The organism is Desulfonatronospira thiodismutans ASO3-1 (assembly GCF_000174435.1).
GTDB lineage: Bacteria > Desulfobacterota > Desulfovibrionia > Desulfovibrionales > Desulfonatronovibrionaceae > Desulfonatronospira > Desulfonatronospira thiodismutans.
In genome coordinates, this window is sequence record NZ_ACJN02000001.1 from 1 (window position 1) to 24,431 (window position 24,431).

The following is a 24,431-nucleotide window of genomic DNA, read 5'->3' on the forward strand; positions in this document are numbered from 1 at the left end:
AACAACCTCTGTGGGAGAAGCAAGTCAAAGTGGAGAACTCCCAGGAAACCCTCATAGATATCGCAACAGAGCAATACGGCCCATTACCTGACATGCTTTATGAAAAAATTAAATCCATTCAATCTCTGGAGAACTTAAGAGCTCTGAACAGAAAGGTGATCAGGACTCAGTCCCTTGAAGAATTTACCGAGCTCGTAAATCAGGCAGCACAGTAATAACATGTGCCCAGGGCGTAACCGCCATGCTGGCTCAGGCCAACACCCTGCCGCAGATGGCTATGCAGCTCATGGGTTAGACCTGAACCAGATAAACCTTTATCCCAAAAGGGCCGGGCCTCCCCGGCCCTTTTTTTGTGCTTTCAAAACCGGGCTGCAATAGGCTTCGACCTCGCGGCTGAATATGAAAAAAGCGCGCTGTGCCGACTTTCAAGGAATGCGTCTACCAGCAGTACCTGCCCTACGCCAAGACATATAAACGCAGCTGGGACCAGGACCAGAACATGATCGAGCTACGGTAACCATTCAAGGGGTGCAAGCAATAGCCACCGGGAATAGGCCTGAGGCGTACTCCCCAGCCGTGAGCGGCAAAGCCGCCCGCTCGCCCCGTGAAACACCCAGCACTCACTTTAATAATTTCGGTTTCATCACAAACAATCAAATGAAAAAGTGAGTGCTGGGTCAGCGCAGCGGGTTTCACCGGGGTGTGCAACGAAGTTGCCCGTGCCAAAAAACAATCTTCTCTGGCACGGGAAGCCTTAAGGCGTACACCCGACTAAAATACGCTTTGCTGTCCTGCGGAATTTTAGGGGCGTGACTGGGGACAGTCCCCTTGCCTGTTTTTATAGTAGATTTTAGGAAGGTTTTGTCTAATATCAACTTTAACACAAAAGTAGGCATTTCCAGATTGTTCTTGCCAGGCATCTTGAGCTGTATTATCTAACGAAATCATGTCTAAAATTAAGCAAGCTCACGACAAGATATTCAAGAATGTTTTTTCAGACAGAAAAAACGCCCTGAATCTTCTGGGGAATTTTCTGCCTGCAAATATTCTGAACCGCCTGGACCTTGAGCAAATGGTCTATGAAAAGGACACCTTTGTTCAAAAACACCTGAAAGGCTACTACTCAGACCTCCTGGTCACCATCCCCCTGATAGATTCAGACGAGTCAGTGAAGGTGTATTTCCTTTTCGAGCATAAGAGTTTTTCTGATCCTGACTTGCCTTTGCAGCTGCTACGCTATATTGTGGAGATATGGACCCATTACCGTAAACAGCACAAGCACGGTAAGCTGCCCTTAATAATTCCTCTGGTCGTCACCCATGCCGAGGGCAGCTGGAAGAAAGCCAAGCTGAGTGACGTAGTGGATATTCCTGGCGAGCCTTTCAAAGCTTACCTGCCTGACTTTGAGTACCTGCTCTTTGATTGTATCCAGGAAGATCTAAATGTTTACGACCTGGAGGTTGAGCTTAAGTCCCTGTTCATGTTATGGAAATTTGCACACAGGCCAAATTTCTTTGAAATAGTCAGGGAAGTTTATAGAATGCTCCGTCAAGCCTACCCGGAGATGGAGCCCAGGGATTTTCTCATAGCACTGGCCCAATACCTATACTTCACGAGGGGTAGTGAAGAATATGAGGTCATCAACGAGATAATCCAGCAAGAATCAAGCGGAGGTATAAACATGGAAACCATAGCAGATATGTTGGAAAAGAAAGGGTATGAGAGAGGATATGATACTGCTTATCAAGAAAAACCGAAATGGGAAAAGCAAGCCGAACTGAAAAACGCCCAAGAAACCCTTATAGATGTAGCCACAGAAGCTTACGGTCCTTTACCTGACATGCTCCACGAGAAAATCAAATCCATCAAATCTCTGGAGAACTTAAGGGCTCTGAACAGAAAGGTGATCAGGACCCAGTCCCTGGAAGAATTCACCGAGCTCGTAAACCGGGCAGCGCAGTAAAAACCTGTGCCCAGGACGCAATCGTCACCCTGCCCCGGATGGCTATGCAGCTCATGGGTTAGACCTAAACCAGATAAACCTCTACCCCAAAAGGGCCGGGCCTCCCCGGCCCTTTTTTTGTGCTTTCAAAACCGGGCTGCAATAGGCTTCTACCCTGCGGCTGAATATGAAAAACAGCGTGTTGTTCCGACTTTCAAGGAATTCGTCTACCAGCAGTACCTGCCCTACGCCAAGACATACAAACGTAGCTGGGACCAGGACCAGAACATGATCGAGCTGCGGTAACCATTCAAGGGGTGCAAGCAATAACCACCGGGAATAGGCCCGAGGCGTACTCCTCAGCCGTTAGCGGCAAAGCCGCCCGCTCGCCCCGTGAAACACCCAGCACTCACTTTAATAATTTCGGTTTCATCACAAACAATCAAATGAAAAAGTGAGTGCTGGGTCAGCGCAGCGGGTTTCACCGGGGTGTGCAACGAAGTTGCCCGTGCCAAAAAACAATCTTCTCCGGCACGGGAAGCCTGCAGGCTTCACACAGGTGCTCCGCACACACGGTTTTGAAGAGACCAAACAGCCTGCCAGGCAAGACGCCCTGCAAGACAGGCATCACTCTTCAACCGTGAGCGGCAGAGCCGCCTGTGTGCAACGAAGTTGCCCGTGCCAAAAAATCTTCTCCGGCACGGGAAGCCTACAGGCTTCACACCCGACTATAATGCGCTTTGCTGTCCTGCGGAATTCTATCGGGCAGGCGGGTGCTTTGCACACACGGTTTTGAAGAATAAAGAGACCAAGCAAGGCATTACCCGCCTGGCAGACAGGCAAATTGACATATCTCCCCCCTGAAGAGTTACGAGCTGCGCATGATGCGCCTTTTCAACCTGGCCGAACGCTGGCAGGTGATTGACAAGGCCCCTACCCGCAACGCCAGAGAGCTAAGCGACCCCGACAGACGCGAGAGATACCTGACAGACGAGGAACTCTACCGGGTGCTCGATGCCCTGTATAACTGCCGCAGTACAATAGTGGCGGATATTATCCGCATGCTTCTTCTGACTGGTGCAAGAAAATCCGAGGTTGTGAGAATGCGCTGGCAGGAGCTGGATATGGAAAAGGGATTCTGGAGAATCCCAGCCGCAAGGAACAAGGGCAATAAGTATTTCTCTGTCAATCAGATTTCATTCATCAAGATATCATTAACCTCGCTCTCTTCTATCCCCAGATACCGCATTGTAACCGAGGGACTGCTGTGATTGAACCTCTTGCACAGCAGCTCGTAGCCGACACCATAATGCACCCTCTGGATATACCCGAATGTCTTACGCAGCGTATGGGTCCCGTAGTTCCCTCTAAGGTTAATCTGCCTGCACCAGTTTTTCACCATGCGATTGGCATGTTCAACCGAGATGGCCTTTCCGCTTTTTCTGCTCTTGAACAGGTAATCCTCCGGGTCCGGGCAGAGCTTCTCCGTGTAATTCGCCAGGGCTTTGTGTACAGTCTTGTTTATCAGTAATACATTGTGCTTGCCTGTCTTCTGCTCTTTAATCCGGAAATGCTCGTTGGGCCTTAAGTGCTGTACGTCTTCCACTTTCAGACGCAGCAGATCCCCGATACGCAGTCCGTTGTTTATGCCCATGGTAAACAGAAGTAAATCCCTGGGGCTATCACGGAGAAGCTTCTTTATGGCCTTGATGTCCTCAAGCCTTCTTATGGGCTCGACCCTGATCGAACTGCCTTTGGTGGGATGGTTTGTTTTCATTTCTTGGGTTATACAAACTGTGCTTAGTTATTGTCAACAAACTTGACGTAATTTTTTGATTGTGAAGGTGGGTGTGAGAGCGCTTTCAAATAAGTACTTGATATTATTGTAGATTTGAGGAAGGTTTTGCCGAATATCAATTTTTAATCAAAAGTTGGCATTCAGTCCTGTTCCCCTGCCACCTAAAAATTCTCCTTGCCTACCTGGAGACCATGCCTTATTCTTCTTTTATGAGTGATACAAGCAAATACCATGATCACACTTTCAGGGCGATACTGGGTCGAGAGCCCGTGGCAAGGGATTTCGTAAGGTATCATCTGCCGGAAGAGATAACCAGGGACATGAACCTGGATACTGTCAAGGTTTCCTCCAGGTCATATGTCAGCGACAATCTCAAGGAGAGCATGACCGATATCGTGATCACCCTGCAGCTCAATACTGGAGAGCCGGCGGAGATATATATCCTGGTGGAGCACAAGAGTGATCTGGATGCCTGGACCAAGATCCAGCTATTCAAATACATGAATGAAGTCTGGCAGAGCTTTATCCAGAAGCAAACCGGAACCCTGCCGATCATAGTTCCCCTGGTCTTTTACCACGGAACAGGCAGGTGGAATTATAGCCTGGAATTTTCTGATCTCTTTAATCTGCCGTCTGAGCATTACAGGAAGTATATCCCGAAGTTTGAACATATCCTGCACGAAGTTCCGGAGATCAACAAGAAGAAGGTCAAATCCTCCATTACCCTTGAGGTTTTCCACCTGGTCCTTGAATACATATTTTATCCGGATAAAAGAGGTAAGATATATGAAGCTTTAGAGCTGTTGTTTAAAGGTTTGGATGCCAAAGAAGCTCATGAAATATTTGCAATCCTGATCAAGTATTTGCTTATAGCCACAGACGAAACGCCCGAAGAGGCAGAAGAGAAGGTCAAACATCTTCCCAAAGGAGGAGAAACCGTGAAGACCACAGCAGAAGTATTAAGACAGGAAGGTTACCACGAGGCAATAAAGGAAAAGCCTATGTGGAAGAAGGAAGGAGAACTTAAAAACGCCCAAGAAACCCTCATAGATATCTCAACAGAGCAATACGGCCCATTACCTGACATGCTTTATGAGAAAATTAAATCCATTCAATCTCTGGAGAACTTAAGGGCTCTGAACAGAAAGGTAATAAGAACCCAGTCCCTCGAAGAATTTACCGAACTCGTGAACCGGGCAGCGCAGTAAGAACCTGTGCCCAGGACGCAATCGTCACCCTGCCGCAGATGGATATGCAGCTCATGGGCTAAACCTGAACCAGATAAACCTCTACCCCAAAAGGGCCGGGCCTCCCCGGCCCTTTTTTTGTGCTTTCAAAACCGGGCTGACATGGGCTTCGACCCGGCGGCTGAGCATGAAAAAAGCGCTCTGTGCCTACCTTCAAGGAATTCGTCTACCAGCAGTACCTGCCCTACGCCAAGACATACAAGTGAGGCTTGTTCAATAGATAGATATTCCCTTGACGGAATATATGATAATCCTTAACATGCATAATATGCAGTGGGAGGTGGAATATACGGATGAATTTGGTGAATGGTGGGATTCACTTTCTGAAGAGGAGCAGATTTCTATAGATGCTTCTGGTTCGGCTTTTGGAGCAAATGGGGCCGACATTGGGGTACCCTCACAGCAGCAAGATTAACTGCTCCAGGCACTCTCACATGCGCGAACTCCGGACTCAGCATGACGGAAGGCCGCTGCGAACTTTAAATGCTTTTGACCCCAGACGTACGGCCATTTTGCTGATAGGGGGAGACAAGACCGGAGACGATCGGTGGTATGAAATTTATGTTCCTGTTGCTGACCGGCTCTATGATGAACACTTGGAGGAAATAGGGTATGGTTAAGAAGTTTTCCAGATTGCGGGAGCAAATGTCATCCGAGGCCAGGGAAAAGTCACAGGCCAAAGCACAAGAAATGCTGGCTGAGCTGCCATTGCACGAAGTTAGGCAAGCACGGGGAATGACTCAAAAAGTGCTGGCTGATGTATTACAAGTAAAGCAGCCAGCCGTTGCCAAGCTGGAAAAACGAACCGATATGTACATTTCCACCTTGCGAAGCCACATTCAGGCCATGGGTGGTGAGCTGGACATCATTGCCCGCTTTCCGGATGGTTCAAATGTTAAAATCGACAACTTTTCGGAACTTGAGAAGGATGTCCAATATAACGACAAATCGAGACGGGCAAAGACGTCAACTGCGTCATGAATTATTTTTTTGAGGCAATCAGCCTGTCAAAAAAATGCCCTGCCAAAGCAGGGAAACGGGGAACGGGACATTATGTCCCCTGTCTCTTATCCTTGCCTGCCCTGTGACCATGCCTTGTTCTTAGCATATAAGTGTTAATGTTTAAAGGATTGGATGCTTTAGGTCAAAATTAAAGCTCAAAACCATTCGTTTAGGGAGGATATATGGAATATACAATTCCTATACCTGATCCGGGCTGCAATAGGCTTCGACCCTGCGGCTGAATATGAAAAACAGCGTGTTGTTCCGACTTTCAAGGAATTCGTCTACCAGCAGTACCTGCCCTACGCCAAGACATACAAACGTAGCTGGGACCAGGACCAGAACATGATCGAGCTGCGGTAACCATTCAAGGGGTGCAAGCAATAACCACCGGGAATAGGCCCGAGGCGTACTCCTCAGCCGTTAGCGGCAAAGCCGCCCGCTCGCCCCGTGAAACACCCAGCACTCACTTTAATAATTTCGGTTTCATCACAAACAATCAAATGAAAAAGTGAGTGCTGGGTCAGCGCAGCGGGTTTCACCGGGGTGTGCAACGAAGTTGCCCGTGCCAAAAAAAAATCTTCTCCGGCACGGGAAGCCTGCAGGCTTCACACAGGTGCTCCGCACACACGGCTTAAGAACAAAGAACCCAGGCACCCTGTCAGGCAAAAACCGCCTTCAGGACAGGCACCCCTCTTCAACCGTGAGCGGCAGAGCCGCCCGTGTGCAACGAAGTTGCCAGCCTGCCCCGTTGAATAGCTCAATGAGCTAGCCCGCAGGGCATTCAACTGGGGTGCCAAAAAAATCTTCTCTGGCACGGGAAGCCTTCAGGCTTCACACAGGTGCTCCGCACACACGGTTTTGAAGAATAAAGAGACCAAGCAAGGCATTACCCGCCTGGCAGACAGGCAAATTGACATATCTCCCCCCTGAAGAGTTACGAGCTGCGCATGATGCGCCTTTTCAACCTGGCCGAACGCTGGCAGGTGATTGACAAGGCCCCTACCCGCAACGCCAGAGAGCTAAGCGACCCCGACAGACGCGAGAGATACCTGACAGACGAAGAACTCTACCGGGTGCTCGATGCCCTGTATAACTGCCGCAGTACAATAGTGGCGGATATTATCCGCATGCTTCTTCTGACTGGTGCAAGAAAATCCGAGGTTGTGAGAATGCGCTTGGAGGAGCTGGATATGGAAAAGGGATTCTGGAGAATCCCAGCCGCAAGGAACAAGGGCAATAAGTATTTCTCTGTCAATCAGATTTCATTCATCAAGATATCATTAACCTCGCTCTCTTCTATCCCCAGATACCGCATTGTAACCGAGGAACTGCTGTGATTGAACCTCTTGCACAGCAGCTCGTAGCCGACACCATAATGCACCCTCTGGATATACCCGAATGTCTTACGCAGCGTATGGGTCCCGTAGTTACCTCTCAGGTTAATCTGCCTGCACCAGTTTTTCACCATGCGATTAGCGTGTTCAACCGAGATGGCCCTGCCACTCTTTCTACTTTTGAACAGGTAATCCGCTGAGTCCGGGCAGAGTTTCTCCATGTAATTCGCCATAGCTTTGTGTACAGTCTTGTTTATCAGCAATACATTGTGCTTGCCGGTCTTTTGCTCTTTTATCCGGAGATACTCGTTGGGCCTTAGATGTTGTACGTCTTCCACTTTCAGGCGCAGCAGGTCCCCGATGCGCAGTCCGTTGTTTATGCCCATGGTGAACAGGAGCAAATCCCTGGGACTGTCACGGAGAAGCTTCTTTATTGCCTTGATGTCCTCAAGCCTTCTTATGGGCTCGACCCTGATCGAACTGCCTTTGATGGGATGGTTTGTTTTCATGTCTTGGGCTATACAAACTGTGCTTAGTTATTGTCAATAAACTTGACGTAATTTTTTGATTGTGAAGGTGGGCGTGAGAGCGTCTTCCAATAAATGCTTGTTATCATTGCAGATTTGAAGAAAATTTTGCCTAATGTCAATTTTAATAAGTTTGTTGATATTAGAGGAATCAATGCTTGTCAATAGACCTGATTTGCCTTAAGTTCATTTATAGCTTGGTATTACCTATGTTAAGGAGCTTTGTAGTTGAAAACAGTTTATTTGGACGTGTGTGCCCTGTGTAGGCCTTATGATGACCAGGCGTATGCCAGAATTCATTTAGAGACTACAGCAGTAAGGTTGATACTCAGGGCAGTTGAAAAAGGTGTGTATAAGATGGTCTACTCCCCTATACACGAGATGGAAATTTCGGCGATAGCTGACAATGTTGAGCGAGAAGACCTGTTGTTTTTAATAGATAAAATTGCTACTCGAATGGAAAAAGCCATAACACATACTAGAAAACGAGCAGAATATCTTGTGAGCTCTGGCTTTGGAGTTGCCGATGCAGCCCATCTTGCTTATGCAGAAAGGGCTCAGGCTTTTTTTATATCATGCGATGATAAATTGGTAAAAAAGTGTACTAAGTCTGATATAAAGATTTGGGCAGGAAGCCCAATAATGTTTTGTGAAAAGGAGGATATAAAATGACTCTCACAAAAGAAATTCCTGACAGGGAGCTTATTATAAAAGGTACAGAAGTTTTGTACAAGGAACTAGGGTACGTAGACACAATCCGGTTCCTATCCATGCCTAGGGGCCAGCGTGTGGAGAGTGTAGAACGTCATAGAAAGTGGCAAGAATCTTTAGATATGAAAATTTTTTATGATGAAGCATTTAAGAGTGATGACGGCGAGTGACTTTATTTATTGAGAGCAACCGTGGTATCTGACCCAGGAAGACTATAAAAAGGCTCTGGAACTACTTCCAAAAGGAGGTGAGACTATAATGGAAACTTTAGCTGATCAGTGGAAACAGCAGGGCAGGGAAGAGGCAAGGGAAGCAATATTGCTTGAGAAACCTACTATGGGAAAGACAGGCAGAGCTTAAAAACGCTAAAGAAACCCTTATAGATGTCGCCACAGAAGCGTACGGCCCTCTACCCGGTATGTTCCACGAGAAAATCAAATCCATTCAATCTCTGGAGAACTTAAGAGCGCTTAACAGAAAGGTTATCAGAAACCAGTCCCTGGAAGAATTTACTGAGCTCGTAAACCGGGCAGCGCAGTAAGAACCTGTGCCCAGGACGCAACTACCATGCTGGCTCAGGCCAACACCCTGCCCCAGATGGCTATGCAGTTTCCATCCGGAAATATTTAACTACTTGAAATTTTACTTTATTTCGCGATAAATTAATTGACTTTTAATGCACTTTTTGGCATGCTTCCCTTTGTAAGCAGGCGATTATACTGTAAAAGCCAGAAAGGAGGCATGCAAAAAGTGCGAAAAGTATTTGAAACTCAGCCACAGTTTTTTCACCTGATGCCGAGCAATAAGCTTGGTAAAATGCTTGAAAAAATATCTGACATATTATTCGAGAATAAACAGGTGCTTAAAAGTATATTCAACGACATAGCTGCGGATAAAAATTATACGGTTGGCCGCAATGGTCTAAATGCTGACCAGGTACTCAGATGCGCTGTCCTCAAAATGCTTATGAACTTCACCTATGAACGCCTGGAATTCCACCTGTCAGATTCTCAGGCAATGAGAGCATTTGCCAAACTGGACTACAATCAAAAACCGGGCAAGTCGTCTTTACAGGCAAACATAAAGTCCATATCTGAAGACACATGGGAAAAGATCAATAAAGCTCTGGTCAAGTACAGCCTTGATACGAAGATTGAGACAGGAAATATGACCAGAACTGACGCCACTGCTGTGGATACCAATATTCATAAGCCTTGCGACTCAACCCTTTTGCAGGATGGCATCAGAGTCATTACCAGAATCCTTCAAAAAACAAAAGAGCTGTGTCCGGGGGTTAAGTTTTCAGACCATAATCGAGCTGCCAAAAAGAGAGTCCTGAACATTATGCATGCAAAGGACAAAAAAAGGGAAAAAGCCTACAAGAAACTACTGGGGCTGGCCCGCAATGTAGTGCAGTACGCTGATCAGGCTCATGCCGAGCTTAAAGCATACAATGACCCGGACTTCGAAAAAAAGCTTCTGGCTGAAAATCTCAAAGAGCAGCTTGAATACAACCTGGACATGCTGCACCAGGTCATGGATCAAACCGTACGTCGGGTAATCAATAAGGAAAAGGTTCCTTCTGAAGAAAAGCTGATCTCTTTCTTTGAGCCCCATAGCGATATCATCAAAAAAGCCAGAAGAGAGACCCAGTTCGGTCACAAGGTATACCTGACAACCGGGAAAAGCGGCCTTATCCTGGATTGTATGATGCCCAGAGGCAATCCCAATGACTCCTCCCTTGTGGAGGAGATCGTAGAACGCCAAAAAAAGACCCTTGATAAGACCCCCAGGAAAATAGCCATGGACGGGGGCTTTGCCTCCCAAAACAGCTTAGACAAAGCCAAAGAAGCAGGGGTCAAGGATGTCTGCTTTGCCAAAAAACGCAACCTGAACATCCTGGATATGGTCAAGAGCTCTTATGTATACAAGAAGCTGCGCAACTTCAGGGCCGGCATAGAAGCCATCATCTCCACCATGAAGCGAGCCTTTGGTCTGGACCGCTGCACCTGGCAAGGCTGGGAGGGCTTCAAGCAATACGTCTGGTCCAGCGTGGTTGCCTTCAATCTTCAGATAATGGCCACAGCTTAGTGAGGCCTGAGACGGCAAAGCTAACTCCCAGGGGGTAGTACGTCCAAAAACCAGTTTTTCGACATACTTTTTGAAAAAACGTGCTATCAAGCCCGGACCAAGGGGGTAATCACCCCCAGCATAAAACTTTTAGCAGATCACAGCTGTTGCGCAACCGGGGTTTCCGGATGGAAACTATGCAGCTCATGGTTTGTAACCCTTCAGGGGGGAGATATGCCAATTCACCTGTCTGCCAGGCGTTTAATGCCTTGAGGATGAGATAACTTTATCTGACACCCTGCCCCCGCTGGATAGGATTACGTGCACAGAGCGAACTCCCCTCCTTAGCCAAGGAGGGGCCGGGGGTGGTTGTATGAGCTCCCTTCATTATCCGGAAAAAAGAGATAAGATACATGAAGCTTTAGAGCTGTTGTTTAAAGGTTTGGGTGCCAAAGAAGCTCATGAAATCTTTGCAATCCTGATCAAGTATTTGCTTATAGCCACGGACGAAACGCCCGAAGAGGCAGAAGAGAAGGTCAAACATCTTCCCAGAGGAGGAGAAACAGTGAGAACCACAGCAGAAGTATTAAGATAGGAAGGATACTACGAGGCAATAAAGGAAAAGCCTATGTGGAGTTATCAGATGAAAAATGATTCTATTATATTAAAAGAGGCTTTAGATTTGCTCAATGAAAAAATGAATCCTGCAGAGGTTGAGCGCTTTATAATGTTAGTAAATAATCAAGGATTTGATTATACAAAATGGCGAGAAAATCTTTGGGAAGACGTTGATAGCTTGGAGACATTATCCAGTAAAGCTCAGAAGTTTTACGAACGTAATGAAAAAGCTGGTTAACGTCAGGTTAAATCTACCATAACCCTGGAAGTGTTCCATCTGGTCCTGGAGTAATTTCTCCAAAAAATTTGACTGTGCACCCAAACACATCGATATCCCATTGCAGCTTTCAGCCTGATTTATCTGGGATGCAGGTTTTGTGCAGGCGCATCATTCAGGACAGACAAGCTTCAGATACAGATGCCGGTATTTCACCCGGTTAAACAGACCGAAGGTCTACGGCTCTGCCGTCCAGTTAAATGGAAGAAGATTTAACCGGATAAATGTTTAACCGGGTGAACAGATTCCGGGGTTATCGGCGGGAAGGACTTTGTGCAGGAAGTCTTTGACCAGATTAAGCATTTGCTCGGCTCCAAAGATGAGCGTAAATTTACGTTCGTTGGTGGGGTGGCGGGGGTTTATTCTATGAAAAGGCTGGGAGCAGGCTGAATTCAAGGCTTTGCCTAGAATTTTATTTGCCTTTATCTTATCAAATGGATAAAATCTTATAAATTTTAGAACGAGCATAAGTGGGTAAAGATAGAGGAAAGATCAGGTGAGTATTGCGGTGGTTGACAGTCTTCCCCATGACAAAGGGACTTTATTTACCTTTAAAAAAACGATGCTCAGTATAAAATAATTTTTACCACCCATGCTCTAACAAGAATGGAGAAATGGCAACTCACCCTTGATGCGGTATCTAAAACGTTACTAGACCCTGAAGAAGTCCTGGTGGGGCACAATAATAGATTCGTCTCTGTTTAGCGCTTTTAAGGAAAGCAGGGGACAGGCACTCCGGGACCCACTTGAGCATCGTTTTGTGCTTAAAATATCTCATTTTTTGGGACAAGTGGGTCCCGGAAGAGCCAGTCCCCATGCCACATGCAAAGCGCTAAACAGATACATAGATTCATAGCCCACAGATATTTTGGTCATCATATATTAAGAGCAGTATATGAATATGATGATTCGGTTTCAGTGTTGATCACTGTATATTGTCCTTATAAGGATATATATTTTCAGGAAGGTGTAAACTTTGAAGATCAAATACTCCCAAGAGACTGATATACTCGTAGTTGAATTTAAGGAAGGAGTTCCTGTAGATTCAATAGATATGAAGGAGGTAGTCATTCTTCATCTTGATAGTGAAGGTGTTCCTGTTGAGATGGAAATTCTGGATGCTTCGAAATTTGTAGCTATGGACGAGTTTAATATTCTTGTTCCTATGATAAAGGACAAAAATGAGCAAAGAGACAGGTTGATTCTTGACATTTTTCGATCTTGATATGAGAAAAAAATGCACGTAATGCATGTCGATGAGCGAAAAATACTTGATTACCTGCTCAATAAGGAAAGGAGCCGAGGGAAAGCTGCATTCTTTATGGCCATGGGATTTGAAGCTTCGCAGTGGGAGGTATTTGCCCGAGCCTTAAAACAACAAGCGTTTTCAGGGACTTTATCCAGCACTGTTGAGTCACCTTACGGAACCCGCTACACTGTTGATGGCCCCATCGAGACTCCCAATAAGCGCACCCAAATGCCCAATATAAGAACCGTGTGGATCAAAGAATCTGCTATTGCTGAATGGAGGCTTGTTACAGCTTATCCTCTCAAAGGAGATATACCATGATCAAAGAACATGAAAATGCAGTCTTGACTGTCGACTTGCCCTCTACTGGCCTTATGGCTGGAGATGTTGGTGTCGTGGTGCATGTATACGAGCTTGGAAAGGCTTATGAAGTCGAGTTTATTGCTCTTGACGGGAATACAGTAGCGGTTGAGACTCTAGATGCTGGCAAAATCCGGCCTGTCCAGGAGCGCGAGATGCTGCATGTCCGAGACATGGCTGCTGCCTGATATGCTTTTTCTCAAGACTCAGGTAAGCTTTACGAGAAAATCAAATCTATTCAATCTCTGGAAAACTTAAGAGTTCTGAACAGAAAGGTAATCAGAACCCAGTCCTTTGACGAATTCATTGAACTCGTAAACAGGGCAGCACAGTAATAAAAAGAGTAGCGATATGATCAGAGAAGTAATCAGACCAAAGACTCAGTCATATACTATTGAAATCCCATCAGAGTATCTGGATAGAGAGATTGAGATAATTGTTTTCCCTGTTGAACCGGAAAAACAGTATGAGGCCAGAACCTCAGGAATAGTCAGGAAGACATCTGGAATTTTAGCTGGCAAAGCAATTGATCCAGTTAGCTGGCAAAAGAGAATTTGCGGTGAATGGGACAGTAGGCGGTTAAATATCTGATTGGTTTCAACACTATAATTTATAAGCTTAGAACAACAGCACGGTAAATGGAACTGCAACAAAATTTGACTGGAATTAAGCAGATAGTATCTGTTTAGCGCTTTGCATGTGGCATGGGGACTGGCTCTTCCGGGACCCACTTGTCCCAAAAAATGAGATATTTTAAGCACAAAATGATGCTCAAGTGGGTCCCGGAGTGCCTGTCCCCTGCTTTCCTTAAAAGCGCTAAACAGATACAGCAGATAGTTGAGAAGGATCAGCACCGATTTACTCTGCATGCATTGGAAAGAATGATTGAAAGAAAGATTCAACCTGCTGCTATTAAAGAGACTATATTGAATGGAGAAATTATAGAGTTTTATCCGGAAGATAAATACGGACCTTCATGCCTGATCATGGGGAGTTCAGGGCTTGATACTTTTCATGTCCTCTGTTCTTTAAATCCTGTTTGGATAATAACCGCGTATAACCCTGCTTTTTATTCAGAAAAGTGTGATAAAAGCTTCAAAAAGAGGGTATCTTTATGAACTGCGCAGCATGTAATAGTCACATGGTACATAAGCAGGGAGAGATTGAGCTTCGAATTGGGGGAAAGTTGTTTCTTGAAAAAAATGTATCCTACCAACAATGCGAAGAGTGCGGGGAAAGAGTTCTGACCCCGGATGTCAGCCAGGAAATCTTCAACAAAATTACAAAAAAAGATTATAAGGAAAAGCAAATCATCGTACCTGTAATCGAGAGCAATACTGCTTCAGCTGTTTGATCTTTATACACTGCTTTAATTATTTTTGTTGGGGAATCAGCACCCAGTCCCTCGAAAAATTCACTGAGCTCGTAAAAAGAGCAGCACAGTAAAAACCTGTGCCCAGGGCGCAAACGCCTTGCTGGCCCAGGCCAACACCTTGCCTCAGATGGCCATGCAGCTCATGGGTTAGACCTGAACCAGATAAACCTTTATCCCAAAAGGGCCGGGCCTCCCCGGCCTTTTTTTGTGCATTCAAAACCGGGCTGCAATAGCCTTCGACCCGGCGGCTGAGCATGAAAAAAGCGCTCTGTGCCTACCTTCAAGGAATTCGTCTACCAGCAGTACCTGCCCTACGCCAAGACATACAAACGCAGCTGGGACCAGGACCAGAACATGATCGAGTTGCGCATGATGCGCCTTTGGGGTAGAAAAAGGCTAAGCGAGATCACTACAGCAGACTTAGTTAATTTCCAGAGCGAGCTGGTAAAGGCAGGCCTTAAACCCGGAACCGCCAACAGGTACATGGCCCTGGCAAAGTACATCTTCAACCTGGCCGAACGCTGGCAGGTGATTGACAAGGCCCCTACCCGAAACGCCAGGGAACTAAGCGACCCAGACAGACGCGAGAGATACCTGGCAGACGAGGAAACTTACCGCTTTATCAAGTTGGGGCAATCCATGGCCTTGCCTGCTGCTTGCCCGGATGCGTTGAAGCATGTTTTTCTTTCCACCCCGTACCGGGTCCGGTATGCCCGGCAAAGCATAACCTCTGGAGGCTGTGATGTGGATTGCTGTACCTGTTGTTGCGGCGGCTCTGGCCGGCCTGCTGGTGTTTGCAGCTGTGCACAGCAACCGCAGGCTGTACGAAACAACCTCGCACATTTACCAGCAGCTTGCCGGCCCTGCAAACGGCAGGGTGACTCAAATGCCGCGCGTACTGGGCAAAATGACCGCCCTGGAGCTTCCTGTCCACGACGGGCAGGCCTTTTTGCACATCCTGGACAAGGAAGTCAGCTTTTATGTGCACTCCCCGGAGCTGAAAAACTGCATGCCCTTGTGGATCAACGACAACATGCGCAAAACCCTGGGAAGCTGCAAGTCCGGGGACCCGGATTTTGACAGGGTGTTCAGCGTCTACAAGGGGCCTGATGACAGGGAAAAGCTCCTGGAAAAGTTTGACCGGGACTGCCGCCTGGCCATGCTCCAGCTCAAGGAGCAGGCCTTAAAGCATGCCCGGAACATCTGGGTGGAACTCATCCATGTCCGGCCCAGGGATGATATCTTCATCATAAGAATCAACAACTTCCTGCTGACCAGAAGGGGCATGACCCGGTACCCTGAGGATATTTCAGTCTACCGGGACCTCCTGGACAGATCCATGCAGGTCTACCTGGCCTTCAGACGATCAGCCTGCACCTCTGGGGACTCTCAGGGACAGCAAGGAGGGCTCTGAACGCAGCCGGCCTTTACGGACCTGGATACTCATATTCTGTTGTGTGGACATGACTCACCTCGAAAACGGTTGCAGGTTTTATGAAAAGCAGTATCAGGGACGGCTTGGCAGTCAGGGAAGCAAGCCTTTGGGCGGGCATGAGAAGATAATCCGGAATCAGGCGCCCGGAACAAGCATCTTGTGCCGGAGTTAAGAGTTTATTAAGTTTCGCTGCTAGTTTCAAGTGCAATCAGAGCTGGATAATTTCCAGACCGGAATGCAGCTGTTCACCATAGTTATGTTACGCGAACCACGCGAAGCGCGTGGCAGGACGCGTGGCAGGACGCGTGATTGATTTATCGACTTTTTGCAGATGCATCTTAAGATTTTTTTTACCGTCAAACAGATCCAGGAAAATATGCCGCAGCCCTGGAAGACAGGATTCTGCAGCTGAGGCGGCGCGCATTAAACGCCATAATGGTAAAAACCGGCTAACTCACCGGCACTACAAGGCCCTGGTCATCATTGGCCGGATTGTTCAACCTGAGGCCTACCTTGTGAATCTTCAGGGACCTGCCGGGCACAGGTTCGAATATAGCTTTCAAAAACCTGGGCTCCTGCACGGACTTGTCCAGCCAGAGGTTGTAACTGTCCCTGTGCACTATCACCGGCATCCGGTTGTGCAGGGGCTGGACGGCCTCGTTGGCCCGGGTGGTGACAATGGCGCAGGTATAGATCGTTTCCTGAGAATCCGGATCTTCCAGGTACTCCCATATGCCGGCAAAGGCAAACAGGTCGCCCTTTGCCGGCCGGATACAATAGGGCTGTTTTGCCCCCTGTTCCTGCTTTTGCCACTCAAAGAAGCAGCTGGCCGGAATCAGACAGCGGCGCTTCCTGGCCGCCGCTTTGAACGCGGGCTTGTCAAACATGGACTCGGCCCGGGCGTTGATCATTTTGTAATCCCCACCTCCCTGCTTGAACCAATGGGGTTTAAGCCCCCACACAAGCCGGGCGAAACTGCGCTCCCCTTCCCTGCCCTGGCCCACAGCCGGGATGTTTTGGGAAGGAGCGATATTGTAAGCAGGCCTGAAATCAGGTATTTCACCAAGCCTGAATTCTTCTGCAATCTGCCGGGAATCAGCCCACAACCCGAATCTTCCACACATAACCAGTATCTATCCTTTTTATTACTACAGCGAAACTTATAAAACTTTTCAACCTGTCTAAATTGGGGACAGGCACCCCGCACTTATTTTTATTAAATGCTCTTGGTTTTATAGGAAAAAATAAGTGCGGGGAGCCAGTCCCCGGAGGTCAATCATAAGTTTCGCTGTAGTGTTATTTTGTTGAAAACAATTCCTTTAAAGCGTCCTCGGCAACTGAGATGTCAACAGCCAGCCAGACCAGCTCCATGTCCTGAGCAAAAAAATAATGCGCCTGATCATGAGCCAGGGCCATGTATACGGTGTGCTCGTTGACGGTTCTCTGCATGAAATGCGAAAATTCGTGTGAAGTCTCTTCCATCTTTCTGGCCATTTCCTGCCTGGCCTTTACTGCCTCTTCAGGCTCATCATAAAGCGAGACATAATAAGTAGCAGAGTGATCACCGTCAGTGTATTCCGCTATATAATCCATTCCTGTTGCCACATCACCCCGGTGCATCCTGTCTACTTTTTTTGATGCCTCTTTACCCTTCATGACTTCTGTTTTTTCCATCCCCAGGATGGACTCCGGCAGCCTGGGCTCATCCGCCAGGGCGGACCAGGGAAAACCACAGATAATGAGCGCCAGCAGAATCACGGCTGCGCCCCGGACTTTGCCCGCCCCCCTGGAAAAAAACGGTCTTGACTTACAATTGCAGACTGTCCTGCTCATATTCTTTCCTCCATTTGATGGTTCCTCGATGTTGTTGCCTTATTGTTTTAAACTCCACTCTATGCCATCGGCGTCTGCACAAATCGAGAAATCAATACTTTTATGAAGATTATTTCTACTTACTGCCTAATCTTTTCTTCCCTCTGTTCTTTAACCTCTGACTCCACCGTCTCACTGCGTCAAAATCCTGAAAACTTGATTGCCTGTGGTTCTGTAGATGGAAAAGTCTTTATGATCCAGTGATGCAATGTTCAAAATTCCGGACTCTTCTGCCAGGCAAACCAGGGTGGCGTCGGCAAAATCCATAGGCAAGTCTGCATATTTTTCCATCTGGGTTCTGGCAAAATGCAGTGAATAAAGATCTGAAGGAACCAGGGTCACAATTCCTCGGATTACAAAGTCCAGCGCTGCCTGCTGAGCCTTGAGAGAAAAATTAAGGAGATAAAGAACCTCGGTAAGGACGGCCTCGGTTGAAAAAAGCTCCCCTGAAAAAGAAGCAAACCACTGTACACAAGCTTCGTGGGCAACTTCACTTCTGTCTATCAGTGCGACCCATGGACCGGTATCCAGCAGGGCCTTCATTGCTTCTGATCCCGCATGAGGTTTAGCAGGTGCCGGCGATGATTAGTGCCAAGGTCAGGAATCCCGCTGTTTACAACACCTATCAGGTCCTGGGCTTTAGCTGAAGTTCTGTCTCCTCGGGCCTGGACATCAAAGTCCTCCAGGAATTTTTTGATGGCCATCCGGGCAATATCTGATTTTTTAAGGCCGGTCTTTTCTGAAACTTCCTCAATCCTGGACCTGTACTCGTCGGGCATGCGGATTGTCATTTGCATGTCAAACTCCCTTTGCAGTCATTTTGATTGCAATGTAGTCTTTGTCTAAGCTCAAGTCAATTCACCCCCAGCAAAACCAGCCCACGAATCACGCAAATCCCCCGCCCCAGGCTGTGAAAAACATTCATTCTTTTCGAGGAAGTACGCTTAAACCGGGCGAACCAAAATATACCTCTGGACTTTAGTGCTGTCTCCGGGCTACATTTCTTTGATGCCAAGCCACCAGAAAAACTCCAATCAGAAACAATACTTGCAGAGAGGAATAATCCCTGGCCATGAACAAGCATAAATCCCTGCTCAAGACCGGGTACAGCCGGGGAATAATTCTGGCTTTCACCGGGGCATTTGTCCTCAGCTTCGACTCCCTGCTCATCAGGCTGGCCATGGCCGATCCCTGGACGGTCCTGTTCTGGAGGGGTCTGCTCATGGGGCTGACCTTAAGCCTTGTTTTTTACTGCGACTGCAGAAAACTGCCCTTCTGGGAAATAAAGACCCAGGGCAGTGCAGCCCTGGCCTCGGGTATACTTTTCGGAGTGACCAGCACCGGGTTTGTCATCTCCATTCTGAACACCCACGTTGCCAACTCGGTTCTTATTTTCAGCACCGCACCCATGTTTGCGGCCATATTCACCAGGTTCATCCTCAAGGAAGACATCCAGGCCAGAACCTGGCTGGCCATCCTGGCTGTGATGGCAGGAGTGGCCATTGTCTTCAAGGGATCTCTGGGCACAGGCAATCTCATGGGAGATCTTTCTGCCCTTGTAGCTGCAGTGGCTGTAGGGGGCAACTACACCATTCTGCGCCGGCGACCCAAAATCAAAAGGACTGCCGTGGTCTCCCTGGGGGGATTCGCAACAGCTGCCCTGGCCTTTTTCTGGGCCTCCCCCTTGAGCCTCGAACTTTCGAGCTTCATGGTCCTGGCCCTGATGGGCATAGTCCAGATGCCCCTGGCCTCGGTGCTCCTGGCGGTTTCCACAAGAAACCTGCCCTCCCCGGAAGTAAGCCTCTTTCTTCTGCTGGAAGCCGTCCTGGGACCTTTCTGGGTCTGGCTGGTAATAAGGGAATCCCCGCCGGGCTTGACCTGGCTGGGAGGCCTGATCATCCTGGGCACCCTCACCCTGTACTTTGCCCCCGCCCTGCGCCGGGACCCGGAAGTAAAACCTGCCCATAGAGTATAAAGCTTAAATGTTAAAAGTTAGCACTACAGCGAAACTTATAAAACTTTTCAACCTGTCTAAATTGGGGACAGGCACCCCGCACTTATTTTTATTAAATGCTCTTGGTTTTATAGGAAAAAATAAGTGCGGGGAGCCAGTCCCCGGAGATAAATCATAAGTTTCGCTGTAGTGTTAGACTTACTCCTGAAACCCTGTCATAAAAAACAAGAAACTTAGACAGGATTAACAGGATTGACAGGATAAGCAATCAGCGGCCCCGGTGAAATCAGCTGCGCTGTCCTTCGGAATTTCACAGGGCAAGCCGGAAGCCGCAGATTGCATTAATCATCCAGCACTCACTTTCTTTTTCATGAGTGCCGGAAAAAAGTGAGTGCTGGAGTGATTACCTTTTGGCCTGGCTTCCGGCCAGGACAAAAATGTTTTTCTCTTAATCAATCTCTTAATCCTGTTAATCCTGTCAAAAAACTCTTTTATTTATTGGGTTGCGGGCAAAGCCCGCCTTAGTGTTAATAGGTTATAAAAAAGACTCGTAAGGATTCACCACCTGAAAAAGCTGGTCAAATTAAGCGCACGGCTGATATCAAAGGTCCGGGGGCTTTGCAAACTGGGCGTAAACTGTTTGAACGACGTAGGAAGCGTTAATCAAAACCGTAAAACACCTAAATTGATTCAAAGCATGTTACAAAAAATATTCTGGCTATCAAATCTGTGTGTAGGTTTTGATTTACGCTTCCTTGGAGCTCGCCCTGTTAAACACCGCATAGCGGTCCTGCTTCGCAGGGTTTAACAGGGTGAAGTTTTTACGTCCTGTTTGCAAAGTCCCCGGACCCTGATGAATAGTTTCAAAACAAATTGAATAAAATACCGAAAAAATAAGCTCTTGCACTCCCTGTATCACAACTTGAGATGCAGGCCGCTGTCCCTGAAACTCAGACATGCCCGGGCCAATGCCCGGCCTGCTTCAGGGCTGCTTAAAAAATGCAGGTGCACGTAGCTGCCCAGGGTATTGTTTCTAAGCCAGCCGGGGCAGGATCGCTGCTCCCCGCTTTTGTCCGTGGCCCCGTAAACCTGCTGCACGGAAACTGCCTGACCCTGTTCATCAATCCGGGAATAATGAAATTCGTGTCCTCTAAGCACGCTTCCCCGGCAACCAAGGGGAGTATCGCCCAACAGCCTTATGTCCCTGTACCCAAGGCCGGCCCGCCTGGCCTGCATCCTGGAGGTAAAGGGAAATATACCGGCCATGCCGTGCACGTTGTCCTCAATATCCACCAGGCTTTTACACAGGTACATAAATCCACCGCACTCCGCGTATATGGGCATTCCCAGGCTGCCCGCCCTGTGGATGCTCTCCAGCAGAAAGCGGTTTCCGGCCAGTTCCGCCGCATGCAGCTCCGGATACCCCCCGCCCAGGTACAGGCCGTGTATGTCCCGGGGCAAAGCCTCATCCTGCAGAGGCGAAAAAAACACCGGCTCCAGGCCGTTTTGTTCAAGCAGGTCCAGGTTGTCCTGGTAATAAAAACAAAAGGCCCTGTCCCTGGCCACACCGATGCGCACACGGGCATCAGGCCGGCTCCTCTCCCTGACAGGTTCAGGCTGTACAAAGGTAAGCTCATGCAGCAAAGAGTCCAGGTCCAGGTGCTTATCCGCCAGATCCGCCAGATCAGAGATCATCTCCCGGGTCAATACATGGTCTTCTGCAGTATAAAGGCCCAGGTGCCTGGATGGAATCTGCACCCCGGCATTGCGGGGTATGCCCCCCAGAAGCCTGCATCCGGGCAGATCCCTGACTGCCTGTTGCAGGTATTCCAGGTGCCTCCGACTGCCCACATTGTTGGCCACCACTCCGCAAAAAGAACATTCCGGGTCAAACTCCAGAAATCCCTTGACTAAGGCTGCAAAACTTCTGGCCATACTCCGGGCGTCCACCACCAGAAGAACCGGCAGACCCAGCCACCTGGCAATCTGTGCCGTGGAGCCGGCCTCTGAGGCCCCGTCGTACCCGTCATAAAGCCCCATGACCCCTTCCACCACGCACACGTCAGCTCCATCTGCTCCCCGGGCAAAAATCTCCCTGTTGCATTTTTCATGCAGCATCCACCCGTCCAGGTTGCGGCTGACGCGCCCGGTGATCCTTACATGATATCCCGGATCTATGAAATCAGGCCCCACCTTGAACGGGGCGGTAATCAGGCCTTTCCTGGCAAAGGCGGCCATAAGGGCCAGGGCCACGGTGGTCTTGCCGCTGCCGCTGGACGGAGCCGCCACTACCAGGCCTTTTGTATGTTTCAACTAAACCACCTTGTTTGAAGAATCCCGTTGCCTGTTTTTCGCGGGCTCAAGTAAAAACTCCCTGATACATAAGATGCAGGCTTAGAAAAAACAGGACCAGGGCAAAAAGTTTTCTGACAAATGCACCGCTGAGCCTTGAACTCATGAGCCTGGACCCGGCCAGCCCCCCGGCTGAGGAGAAAATCCCGGCCAGGACCAGAAACTTCCAGTCCAGAGGAGTCACTGCCACATGGGTTGCAAAACCGGCATAAGATGAAAAGCAGACTATAAAGGCCGTGGTGGCCGCAGCTGTCCTGGGATTTACCTGCAGCATATAAATAAGCAGAGGCACCACGAATACACCCCCTCCAATGCCAAGCATCCCGGCCATGAACCCGATGACCAGCCCCAGAAAAGAAGCCTGCAGGACCCTGGCCAGGGACCAGACATGGGCGCGTGTGCCCTGCCCGGCCACGCCGCCTACAAACATCATGCGCACTGCGGCCAGAAACAGCACCACCGACATGACGCAAAGAAAAACACCCTCATCAACCCACCTGGTACACATGGCCCCTATGGGAGCAGCCAGTCCGGAACTGATTACCAGCGGTATGGACAGGGAGAAATCCACCATCCTCTTGCGGATATACACGTAAGAGGCCGTGGTGGCGGCCAGGGCGTTTAAGAGAAGCGAGGAGGCCACGGCCGATGACTGGGCAAAGCCCACAAGCAGGAAAAGCGGAGCGAAAATGAGCCCCCCGCCCAGGCCGGCCATGGACAGGACAAAGGAGGATACAAAGATCAGGGGATAAAGCCAGAGGGCATATTCCATAAGCAGCTAATTCTCTTTTTGCCTGCTGATTTTTGCACCCACTGCTTCCAGCTTCTTTTCCATGACTTCGTAGCCCCGGTCCAGGTGATAGATCCTTTGCACCTCTGTTTTGCCCCTGGCTCTAAGCCCCGCCAGGACCAGGCTGGCGCTGGCCCGCAGGTCCGAGGCCATGACCGGGGCCCCCACCAGGTCCGCCCCGCCCCTGACCACAGCGCTCTGGCCGGAAAGCTTGATCCTGGCTCCCATGCGGTTGAGCTCCAGGGCATGCAGAAAGCGGTTTTCAAAAATGGTCTCCTTGATGGTCCCGGTGCCTGCGGCGACACACATAAGGGCCATGATCTGAGCCTGCATATCCGTGGGGAACCCGGGGTACGGCAGAGTAACCACATCCACCCCCTGCAGATCTCCATTGGAAGATACCCGGAAGCCTTCAGGTTCAGGCGAGATGACCACTCCCATCTCCTGCAGCTTGGCCACCACCGCATCCAGTTCCTTGTCCGGGCAGTTTGTAAGCAGGACCTCTCCATGGGTTATGGCCGCAGCCACCATGTAGGTCCCGGCCTCGATGCGATCGGACATGACCCTGTATGTGCAGCCCTCTAGGGAATCCACACCCTGAACACGGATAACACTGGTGCCGTGACCGCTGATCCTGGCCCCGCAGGCATTTAAAAATTCGGCCAGATCCGTTATTTCCGGCTCCCTGGCAGCGTTTTCCAGGACAGTTTCCCCCTTGGCCAGGGCAGCTGCCATGAGCAGGTTTTCCGTGCCCCCAACTGTTGGCAGGTCGAATATGATATGCGCACCGCTTAACCTTTTGCATTTGCCCACGATATATCCGGAGTCCAGTTCAAATCCGGCCCCCATCTGTTCCAGCCCCCGCAGATGCTGATCCACCGGCCGCGATCCTATGGCGCACCCCCCGGGCAGGGCCACTTTGGCCCGGCCCAGCCTGGCCAGCAGGGGGCCCAGGCACAGAACCGACGCCCGCATGGTCCTGACAAGGTCATACGGGGCCTCTGGAACCAGTTCCCCGGCCTGGATCCTGGCGCTGCCTTCACTGTATCCGGATTTGCAGCCAAGAAGCGTCAACAGCTTCAAGGAGGTATGAATATCCTTTAAACCGGGCACGTTTTCCAGAATCACGTCACTGTCGGCCATAATGGAGGCCATGAGAATGGGCAGCGAGGCGTTCTTGGAGCCGCTTATGCGTATTTCCCCCTCCAGCCTGCTGCCGCCTTCAATTACAAGCTTGTACATATTTTTCCTTTATTCCTGGTCTGAATTTAACCGTTTGAGATAAGCAGGTATAGTTTCAGGTGGCGGACAAGTAAAGCCTGAACCGGAACCGATTTTTTCTTGACTGATAAGACTTGATTAGGGCAAGTATCTATGGGTGGTTAGGGTCTGTTGCAAAACAACTGTGTTAAATCTGCAATTATTTGGGAAGGCGTTTTTCCACGAATCCACACGAATCTTCCCCAATCATTTCCCGGCTGCTTATCGCAGCCTTGGAAAGGTGATCCTGCTATC

30 protein-coding genes and 3 pseudogenes are annotated in these 24,431 nt (G+C 48.9%); 24 read left to right on the forward strand and 9 right to left on the reverse strand.

Annotated features, from left to right (window positions below):
* From DTHIO_RS00005 to DTHIO_RS00015, 4 genes and pseudogenes are all read left to right on the forward strand, one after another.
* Positions 1 to 215 (forward strand): annotated as a pseudogene (locus DTHIO_RS00005) (Rpn family recombination-promoting nuclease/putative transposase); the annotation flags it as partial.
* Between the two features lie 731 nt (positions 216 to 946).
* Positions 947 to 1,963, forward strand: coding sequence for an Rpn family recombination-promoting nuclease/putative transposase (locus DTHIO_RS00010; RefSeq protein ID WP_008868324.1), 1,017 nt, complete (start codon positions 947 to 949; stop codon positions 1,961 to 1,963).
* A gap of 117 nt (positions 1,964 to 2,080) precedes the next feature.
* Entirely contained in the window at positions 2,081 to 2,248 is a 168-nt protein-coding gene (locus tag DTHIO_RS21270; protein WP_153305050.1) for a hypothetical protein, read from the forward strand.
* A 575-nt stretch (positions 2,249 to 2,823) separates the two neighbouring features.
* Positions 2,824 to 3,213, forward strand: coding sequence for a tyrosine-type recombinase/integrase (locus DTHIO_RS00015; protein ID WP_040417261.1), 390 nt, complete (start codon positions 2,824 to 2,826; stop codon positions 3,211 to 3,213).
* Here DTHIO_RS00015 and DTHIO_RS00020 read toward each other — a convergent pair.
* Positions 3,132 to 3,719, reverse strand: a complete 588-nt coding sequence (locus tag DTHIO_RS00020) for a site-specific integrase (protein WP_008868325.1) — start codon at positions 3,717 to 3,719, stop codon at positions 3,132 to 3,134. The two genes, DTHIO_RS00015 and DTHIO_RS00020, sit on opposite strands and share 82 nt — an antisense overlap.
* 230 nt (positions 3,720 to 3,949) lie before the next feature.
* Here DTHIO_RS00020 and DTHIO_RS00025 point away from each other — a divergent pair, with 230 nt between their 5' ends.
* The 5 genes from DTHIO_RS00025 to DTHIO_RS00040 all read left to right on the forward strand — a co-directional run bounded on the left by DTHIO_RS00025 (position 3,950) and on the right by DTHIO_RS00040 (position 7,329).
* Positions 3,950 to 4,948: an Rpn family recombination-promoting nuclease/putative transposase gene (locus DTHIO_RS00025; protein ID WP_008868326.1), complete on the forward strand. Its 999-nt coding sequence runs from the start codon at positions 3,950 to 3,952 to the stop codon at positions 4,946 to 4,948.
* Between the two features lie 298 nt (positions 4,949 to 5,246).
* On the forward strand, positions 5,247 to 5,402 hold the full coding sequence (locus DTHIO_RS21900) for a hypothetical protein (RefSeq protein WP_208596381.1): 156 nt from the start codon (positions 5,247 to 5,249) through the stop codon (positions 5,400 to 5,402).
* The gene (locus tag DTHIO_RS22820; protein ID WP_353740049.1) at positions 5,362 to 5,607 is read left to right on the forward strand and encodes a type II toxin-antitoxin system RelE/ParE family toxin; all 246 of its coding nucleotides are present in this window, start codon (positions 5,362 to 5,364) and stop codon (positions 5,605 to 5,607) included. Before DTHIO_RS21900 ends, DTHIO_RS22820 begins: the two co-directional genes overlap by 41 nt.
* Entirely contained in the window at positions 5,600 to 5,968 is a 369-nt protein-coding gene (locus DTHIO_RS00035; protein WP_008868327.1) for an XRE family transcriptional regulator, read from the forward strand. The genes DTHIO_RS22820 and DTHIO_RS00035 overlap by 8 nt, the downstream gene beginning before the upstream one ends.
* Positions 5,969 to 6,939: 971 nt before the next feature.
* Entirely contained in the window at positions 6,940 to 7,329 is a 390-nt protein-coding gene (locus DTHIO_RS00040) for a tyrosine-type recombinase/integrase (RefSeq protein WP_040417270.1), read from the forward strand.
* On the opposite strand, the gene DTHIO_RS00045 is transcribed toward DTHIO_RS00040, so the two are convergent.
* Positions 7,248 to 7,835, reverse strand: a complete 588-nt coding sequence (locus tag DTHIO_RS00045; RefSeq protein ID WP_008868328.1) for a site-specific integrase — start codon at positions 7,833 to 7,835, stop codon at positions 7,248 to 7,250. The genes DTHIO_RS00040 and DTHIO_RS00045 overlap by 82 nt on opposite strands.
* 246 nt (positions 7,836 to 8,081) lie before the next feature.
* Between DTHIO_RS00045 and DTHIO_RS00050 the strand changes: the two genes are divergently transcribed.
* The 14 genes and pseudogenes from DTHIO_RS00050 to DTHIO_RS00110 all read left to right on the forward strand — a co-directional run bounded on the left by DTHIO_RS00050 (position 8,082) and on the right by DTHIO_RS00110 (position 15,927).
* Positions 8,082 to 8,525, forward strand: a complete 444-nt coding sequence (locus DTHIO_RS00050) for a hypothetical protein (protein ID WP_008868329.1) — start codon at positions 8,082 to 8,084, stop codon at positions 8,523 to 8,525.
* Positions 8,522 to 8,734, forward strand: a complete 213-nt coding sequence (locus DTHIO_RS00055) for a hypothetical protein (protein WP_008868330.1) — start codon at positions 8,522 to 8,524, stop codon at positions 8,732 to 8,734. Before DTHIO_RS00050 ends, DTHIO_RS00055 begins: the two co-directional genes overlap by 4 nt.
* 31 nt (positions 8,735 to 8,765) lie before the next feature.
* Positions 8,766 to 9,105, forward strand: a pseudogene (locus DTHIO_RS00060) (Rpn family recombination-promoting nuclease/putative transposase); the annotation flags it as partial.
* A gap of 209 nt (positions 9,106 to 9,314) precedes the next feature.
* A complete protein-coding gene (locus DTHIO_RS00065; RefSeq protein WP_008868331.1) occupies positions 9,315 to 10,655 on the forward strand; it encodes an ISNCY-like element ISDth2 family transposase in 1,341 nt (446 codons plus the stop codon).
* Positions 10,656 to 11,007: 352 nt separating this feature from the next.
* Positions 11,008 to 11,229 carry a hypothetical protein gene (locus tag DTHIO_RS00070; RefSeq protein ID WP_008868332.1) on the forward strand — a complete coding sequence of 74 codons (222 nt, stop codon included), beginning with the start codon at positions 11,008 to 11,010 and terminating at the stop codon, positions 11,227 to 11,229.
* A gap of 48 nt (positions 11,230 to 11,277) precedes the next feature.
* Positions 11,278 to 11,490, forward strand: a complete 213-nt coding sequence (locus tag DTHIO_RS00075) for a hypothetical protein (RefSeq protein WP_040417632.1) — start codon at positions 11,278 to 11,280, stop codon at positions 11,488 to 11,490.
* 1,015 nt (positions 11,491 to 12,505) lie between these two features.
* Positions 12,506 to 12,754 (forward strand): DUF2283 domain-containing protein, encoded by a 249-nt coding sequence (locus DTHIO_RS00080; protein ID WP_008868335.1) that lies wholly within the window; start codon positions 12,506 to 12,508, stop codon positions 12,752 to 12,754.
* 21 nt (positions 12,755 to 12,775) lie between these two features.
* Complete coding sequence (locus tag DTHIO_RS00085; protein ID WP_208596351.1) at positions 12,776 to 13,099, forward strand: DUF6883 domain-containing protein; 324 nt, start codon at positions 12,776 to 12,778, stop codon at positions 13,097 to 13,099.
* Positions 13,096 to 13,326 carry a DUF4926 domain-containing protein gene (locus DTHIO_RS23065; RefSeq protein WP_008868337.1) on the forward strand — a complete coding sequence of 77 codons (231 nt, stop codon included), beginning with the start codon at positions 13,096 to 13,098 and terminating at the stop codon, positions 13,324 to 13,326. The genes DTHIO_RS00085 and DTHIO_RS23065 overlap by 4 nt, the downstream gene beginning before the upstream one ends.
* A gap of 21 nt (positions 13,327 to 13,347) precedes the next feature.
* Positions 13,348 to 13,473, forward strand: a pseudogene (locus DTHIO_RS23070) (Rpn family recombination-promoting nuclease/putative transposase); the annotation flags it as partial.
* A 16-nt stretch (positions 13,474 to 13,489) separates the two neighbouring features.
* Entirely contained in the window at positions 13,490 to 13,729 is a 240-nt protein-coding gene (locus DTHIO_RS00095) for a hypothetical protein (RefSeq protein ID WP_008868338.1), read from the forward strand.
* Between the two features lie 152 nt (positions 13,730 to 13,881).
* Positions 13,882 to 14,256, forward strand: coding sequence for a DUF4258 domain-containing protein (locus tag DTHIO_RS00100; RefSeq protein ID WP_161598599.1), 375 nt, complete (start codon positions 13,882 to 13,884; stop codon positions 14,254 to 14,256).
* A complete protein-coding gene (locus DTHIO_RS00105) occupies positions 14,253 to 14,492 on the forward strand; it encodes a YgiT-type zinc finger protein (RefSeq protein ID WP_008868340.1) in 240 nt (79 codons plus the stop codon). Before DTHIO_RS00100 ends, DTHIO_RS00105 begins: the two co-directional genes overlap by 4 nt.
* 763 nt (positions 14,493 to 15,255) lie before the next feature.
* Positions 15,256 to 15,927: a hypothetical protein gene (locus DTHIO_RS00110; protein WP_008868341.1), complete on the forward strand. Its 672-nt coding sequence runs from the start codon at positions 15,256 to 15,258 to the stop codon at positions 15,925 to 15,927.
* Positions 15,928 to 16,397: 470 nt separating this feature from the next.
* Here the strand turns inward: DTHIO_RS00110 and DTHIO_RS00115 are convergent, their stop codons facing one another.
* From DTHIO_RS00115 to DTHIO_RS00130, 4 genes are all read right to left on the reverse strand, one after another.
* Positions 16,398 to 17,072, reverse strand: a complete 675-nt coding sequence (locus DTHIO_RS00115) for an SOS response-associated peptidase (RefSeq protein WP_008868342.1) — start codon at positions 17,070 to 17,072, stop codon at positions 16,398 to 16,400.
* A 172-nt stretch (positions 17,073 to 17,244) separates the two neighbouring features.
* Positions 17,245 to 17,781 carry a hypothetical protein gene (locus DTHIO_RS00120; protein ID WP_008868343.1) on the reverse strand — a complete coding sequence of 179 codons (537 nt, stop codon included), beginning with the start codon at positions 17,779 to 17,781 and terminating at the stop codon, positions 17,245 to 17,247.
* Between the two features lie 171 nt (positions 17,782 to 17,952).
* Positions 17,953 to 18,363 carry a type II toxin-antitoxin system VapC family toxin gene (locus DTHIO_RS00125; protein ID WP_008868344.1) on the reverse strand — a complete coding sequence of 137 codons (411 nt, stop codon included), beginning with the start codon at positions 18,361 to 18,363 and terminating at the stop codon, positions 17,953 to 17,955.
* Complete coding sequence (locus DTHIO_RS00130; RefSeq protein WP_008868345.1) at positions 18,360 to 18,617, reverse strand: ribbon-helix-helix domain-containing protein; 258 nt, start codon at positions 18,615 to 18,617, stop codon at positions 18,360 to 18,362. The genes DTHIO_RS00125 and DTHIO_RS00130 overlap by 4 nt, the downstream gene beginning before the upstream one ends.
* A 275-nt stretch (positions 18,618 to 18,892) precedes the next feature.
* Here DTHIO_RS00130 and DTHIO_RS00135 point away from each other — a divergent pair, with 275 nt between their 5' ends.
* On the forward strand, positions 18,893 to 19,795 hold the full coding sequence (locus DTHIO_RS00135; RefSeq protein WP_008868346.1) for a DMT family transporter: 903 nt from the start codon (positions 18,893 to 18,895) through the stop codon (positions 19,793 to 19,795).
* An 894-nt stretch (positions 19,796 to 20,689) separates the two neighbouring features.
* On the opposite strand, the gene DTHIO_RS00140 is transcribed toward DTHIO_RS00135, so the two are convergent.
* The 3 genes from DTHIO_RS00140 to murA are packed head-to-tail and all read right to left on the reverse strand — an operon-like array spanning position 20,690 to position 24,158.
* On the reverse strand, positions 20,690 to 22,087 hold the full coding sequence (locus DTHIO_RS00140; protein WP_008868347.1) for a cobyrinic acid a,c-diamide synthase CobB: 1,398 nt from the start codon (positions 22,085 to 22,087) through the stop codon (positions 20,690 to 20,692).
* 46 nt (positions 22,088 to 22,133) lie between these two features.
* Entirely contained in the window at positions 22,134 to 22,898 is a 765-nt protein-coding gene (locus DTHIO_RS00145; RefSeq protein ID WP_008868348.1) for a sulfite exporter TauE/SafE family protein, read from the reverse strand.
* A 6-nt stretch (positions 22,899 to 22,904) separates the two neighbouring features.
* Positions 22,905 to 24,158, reverse strand: coding sequence for a UDP-N-acetylglucosamine 1-carboxyvinyltransferase (gene murA, locus DTHIO_RS00150; RefSeq protein WP_008868349.1), 1,254 nt, complete (start codon positions 24,156 to 24,158; stop codon positions 22,905 to 22,907).
* Between the last annotated feature and the right edge of the window lie 273 nt (positions 24,159 to 24,431).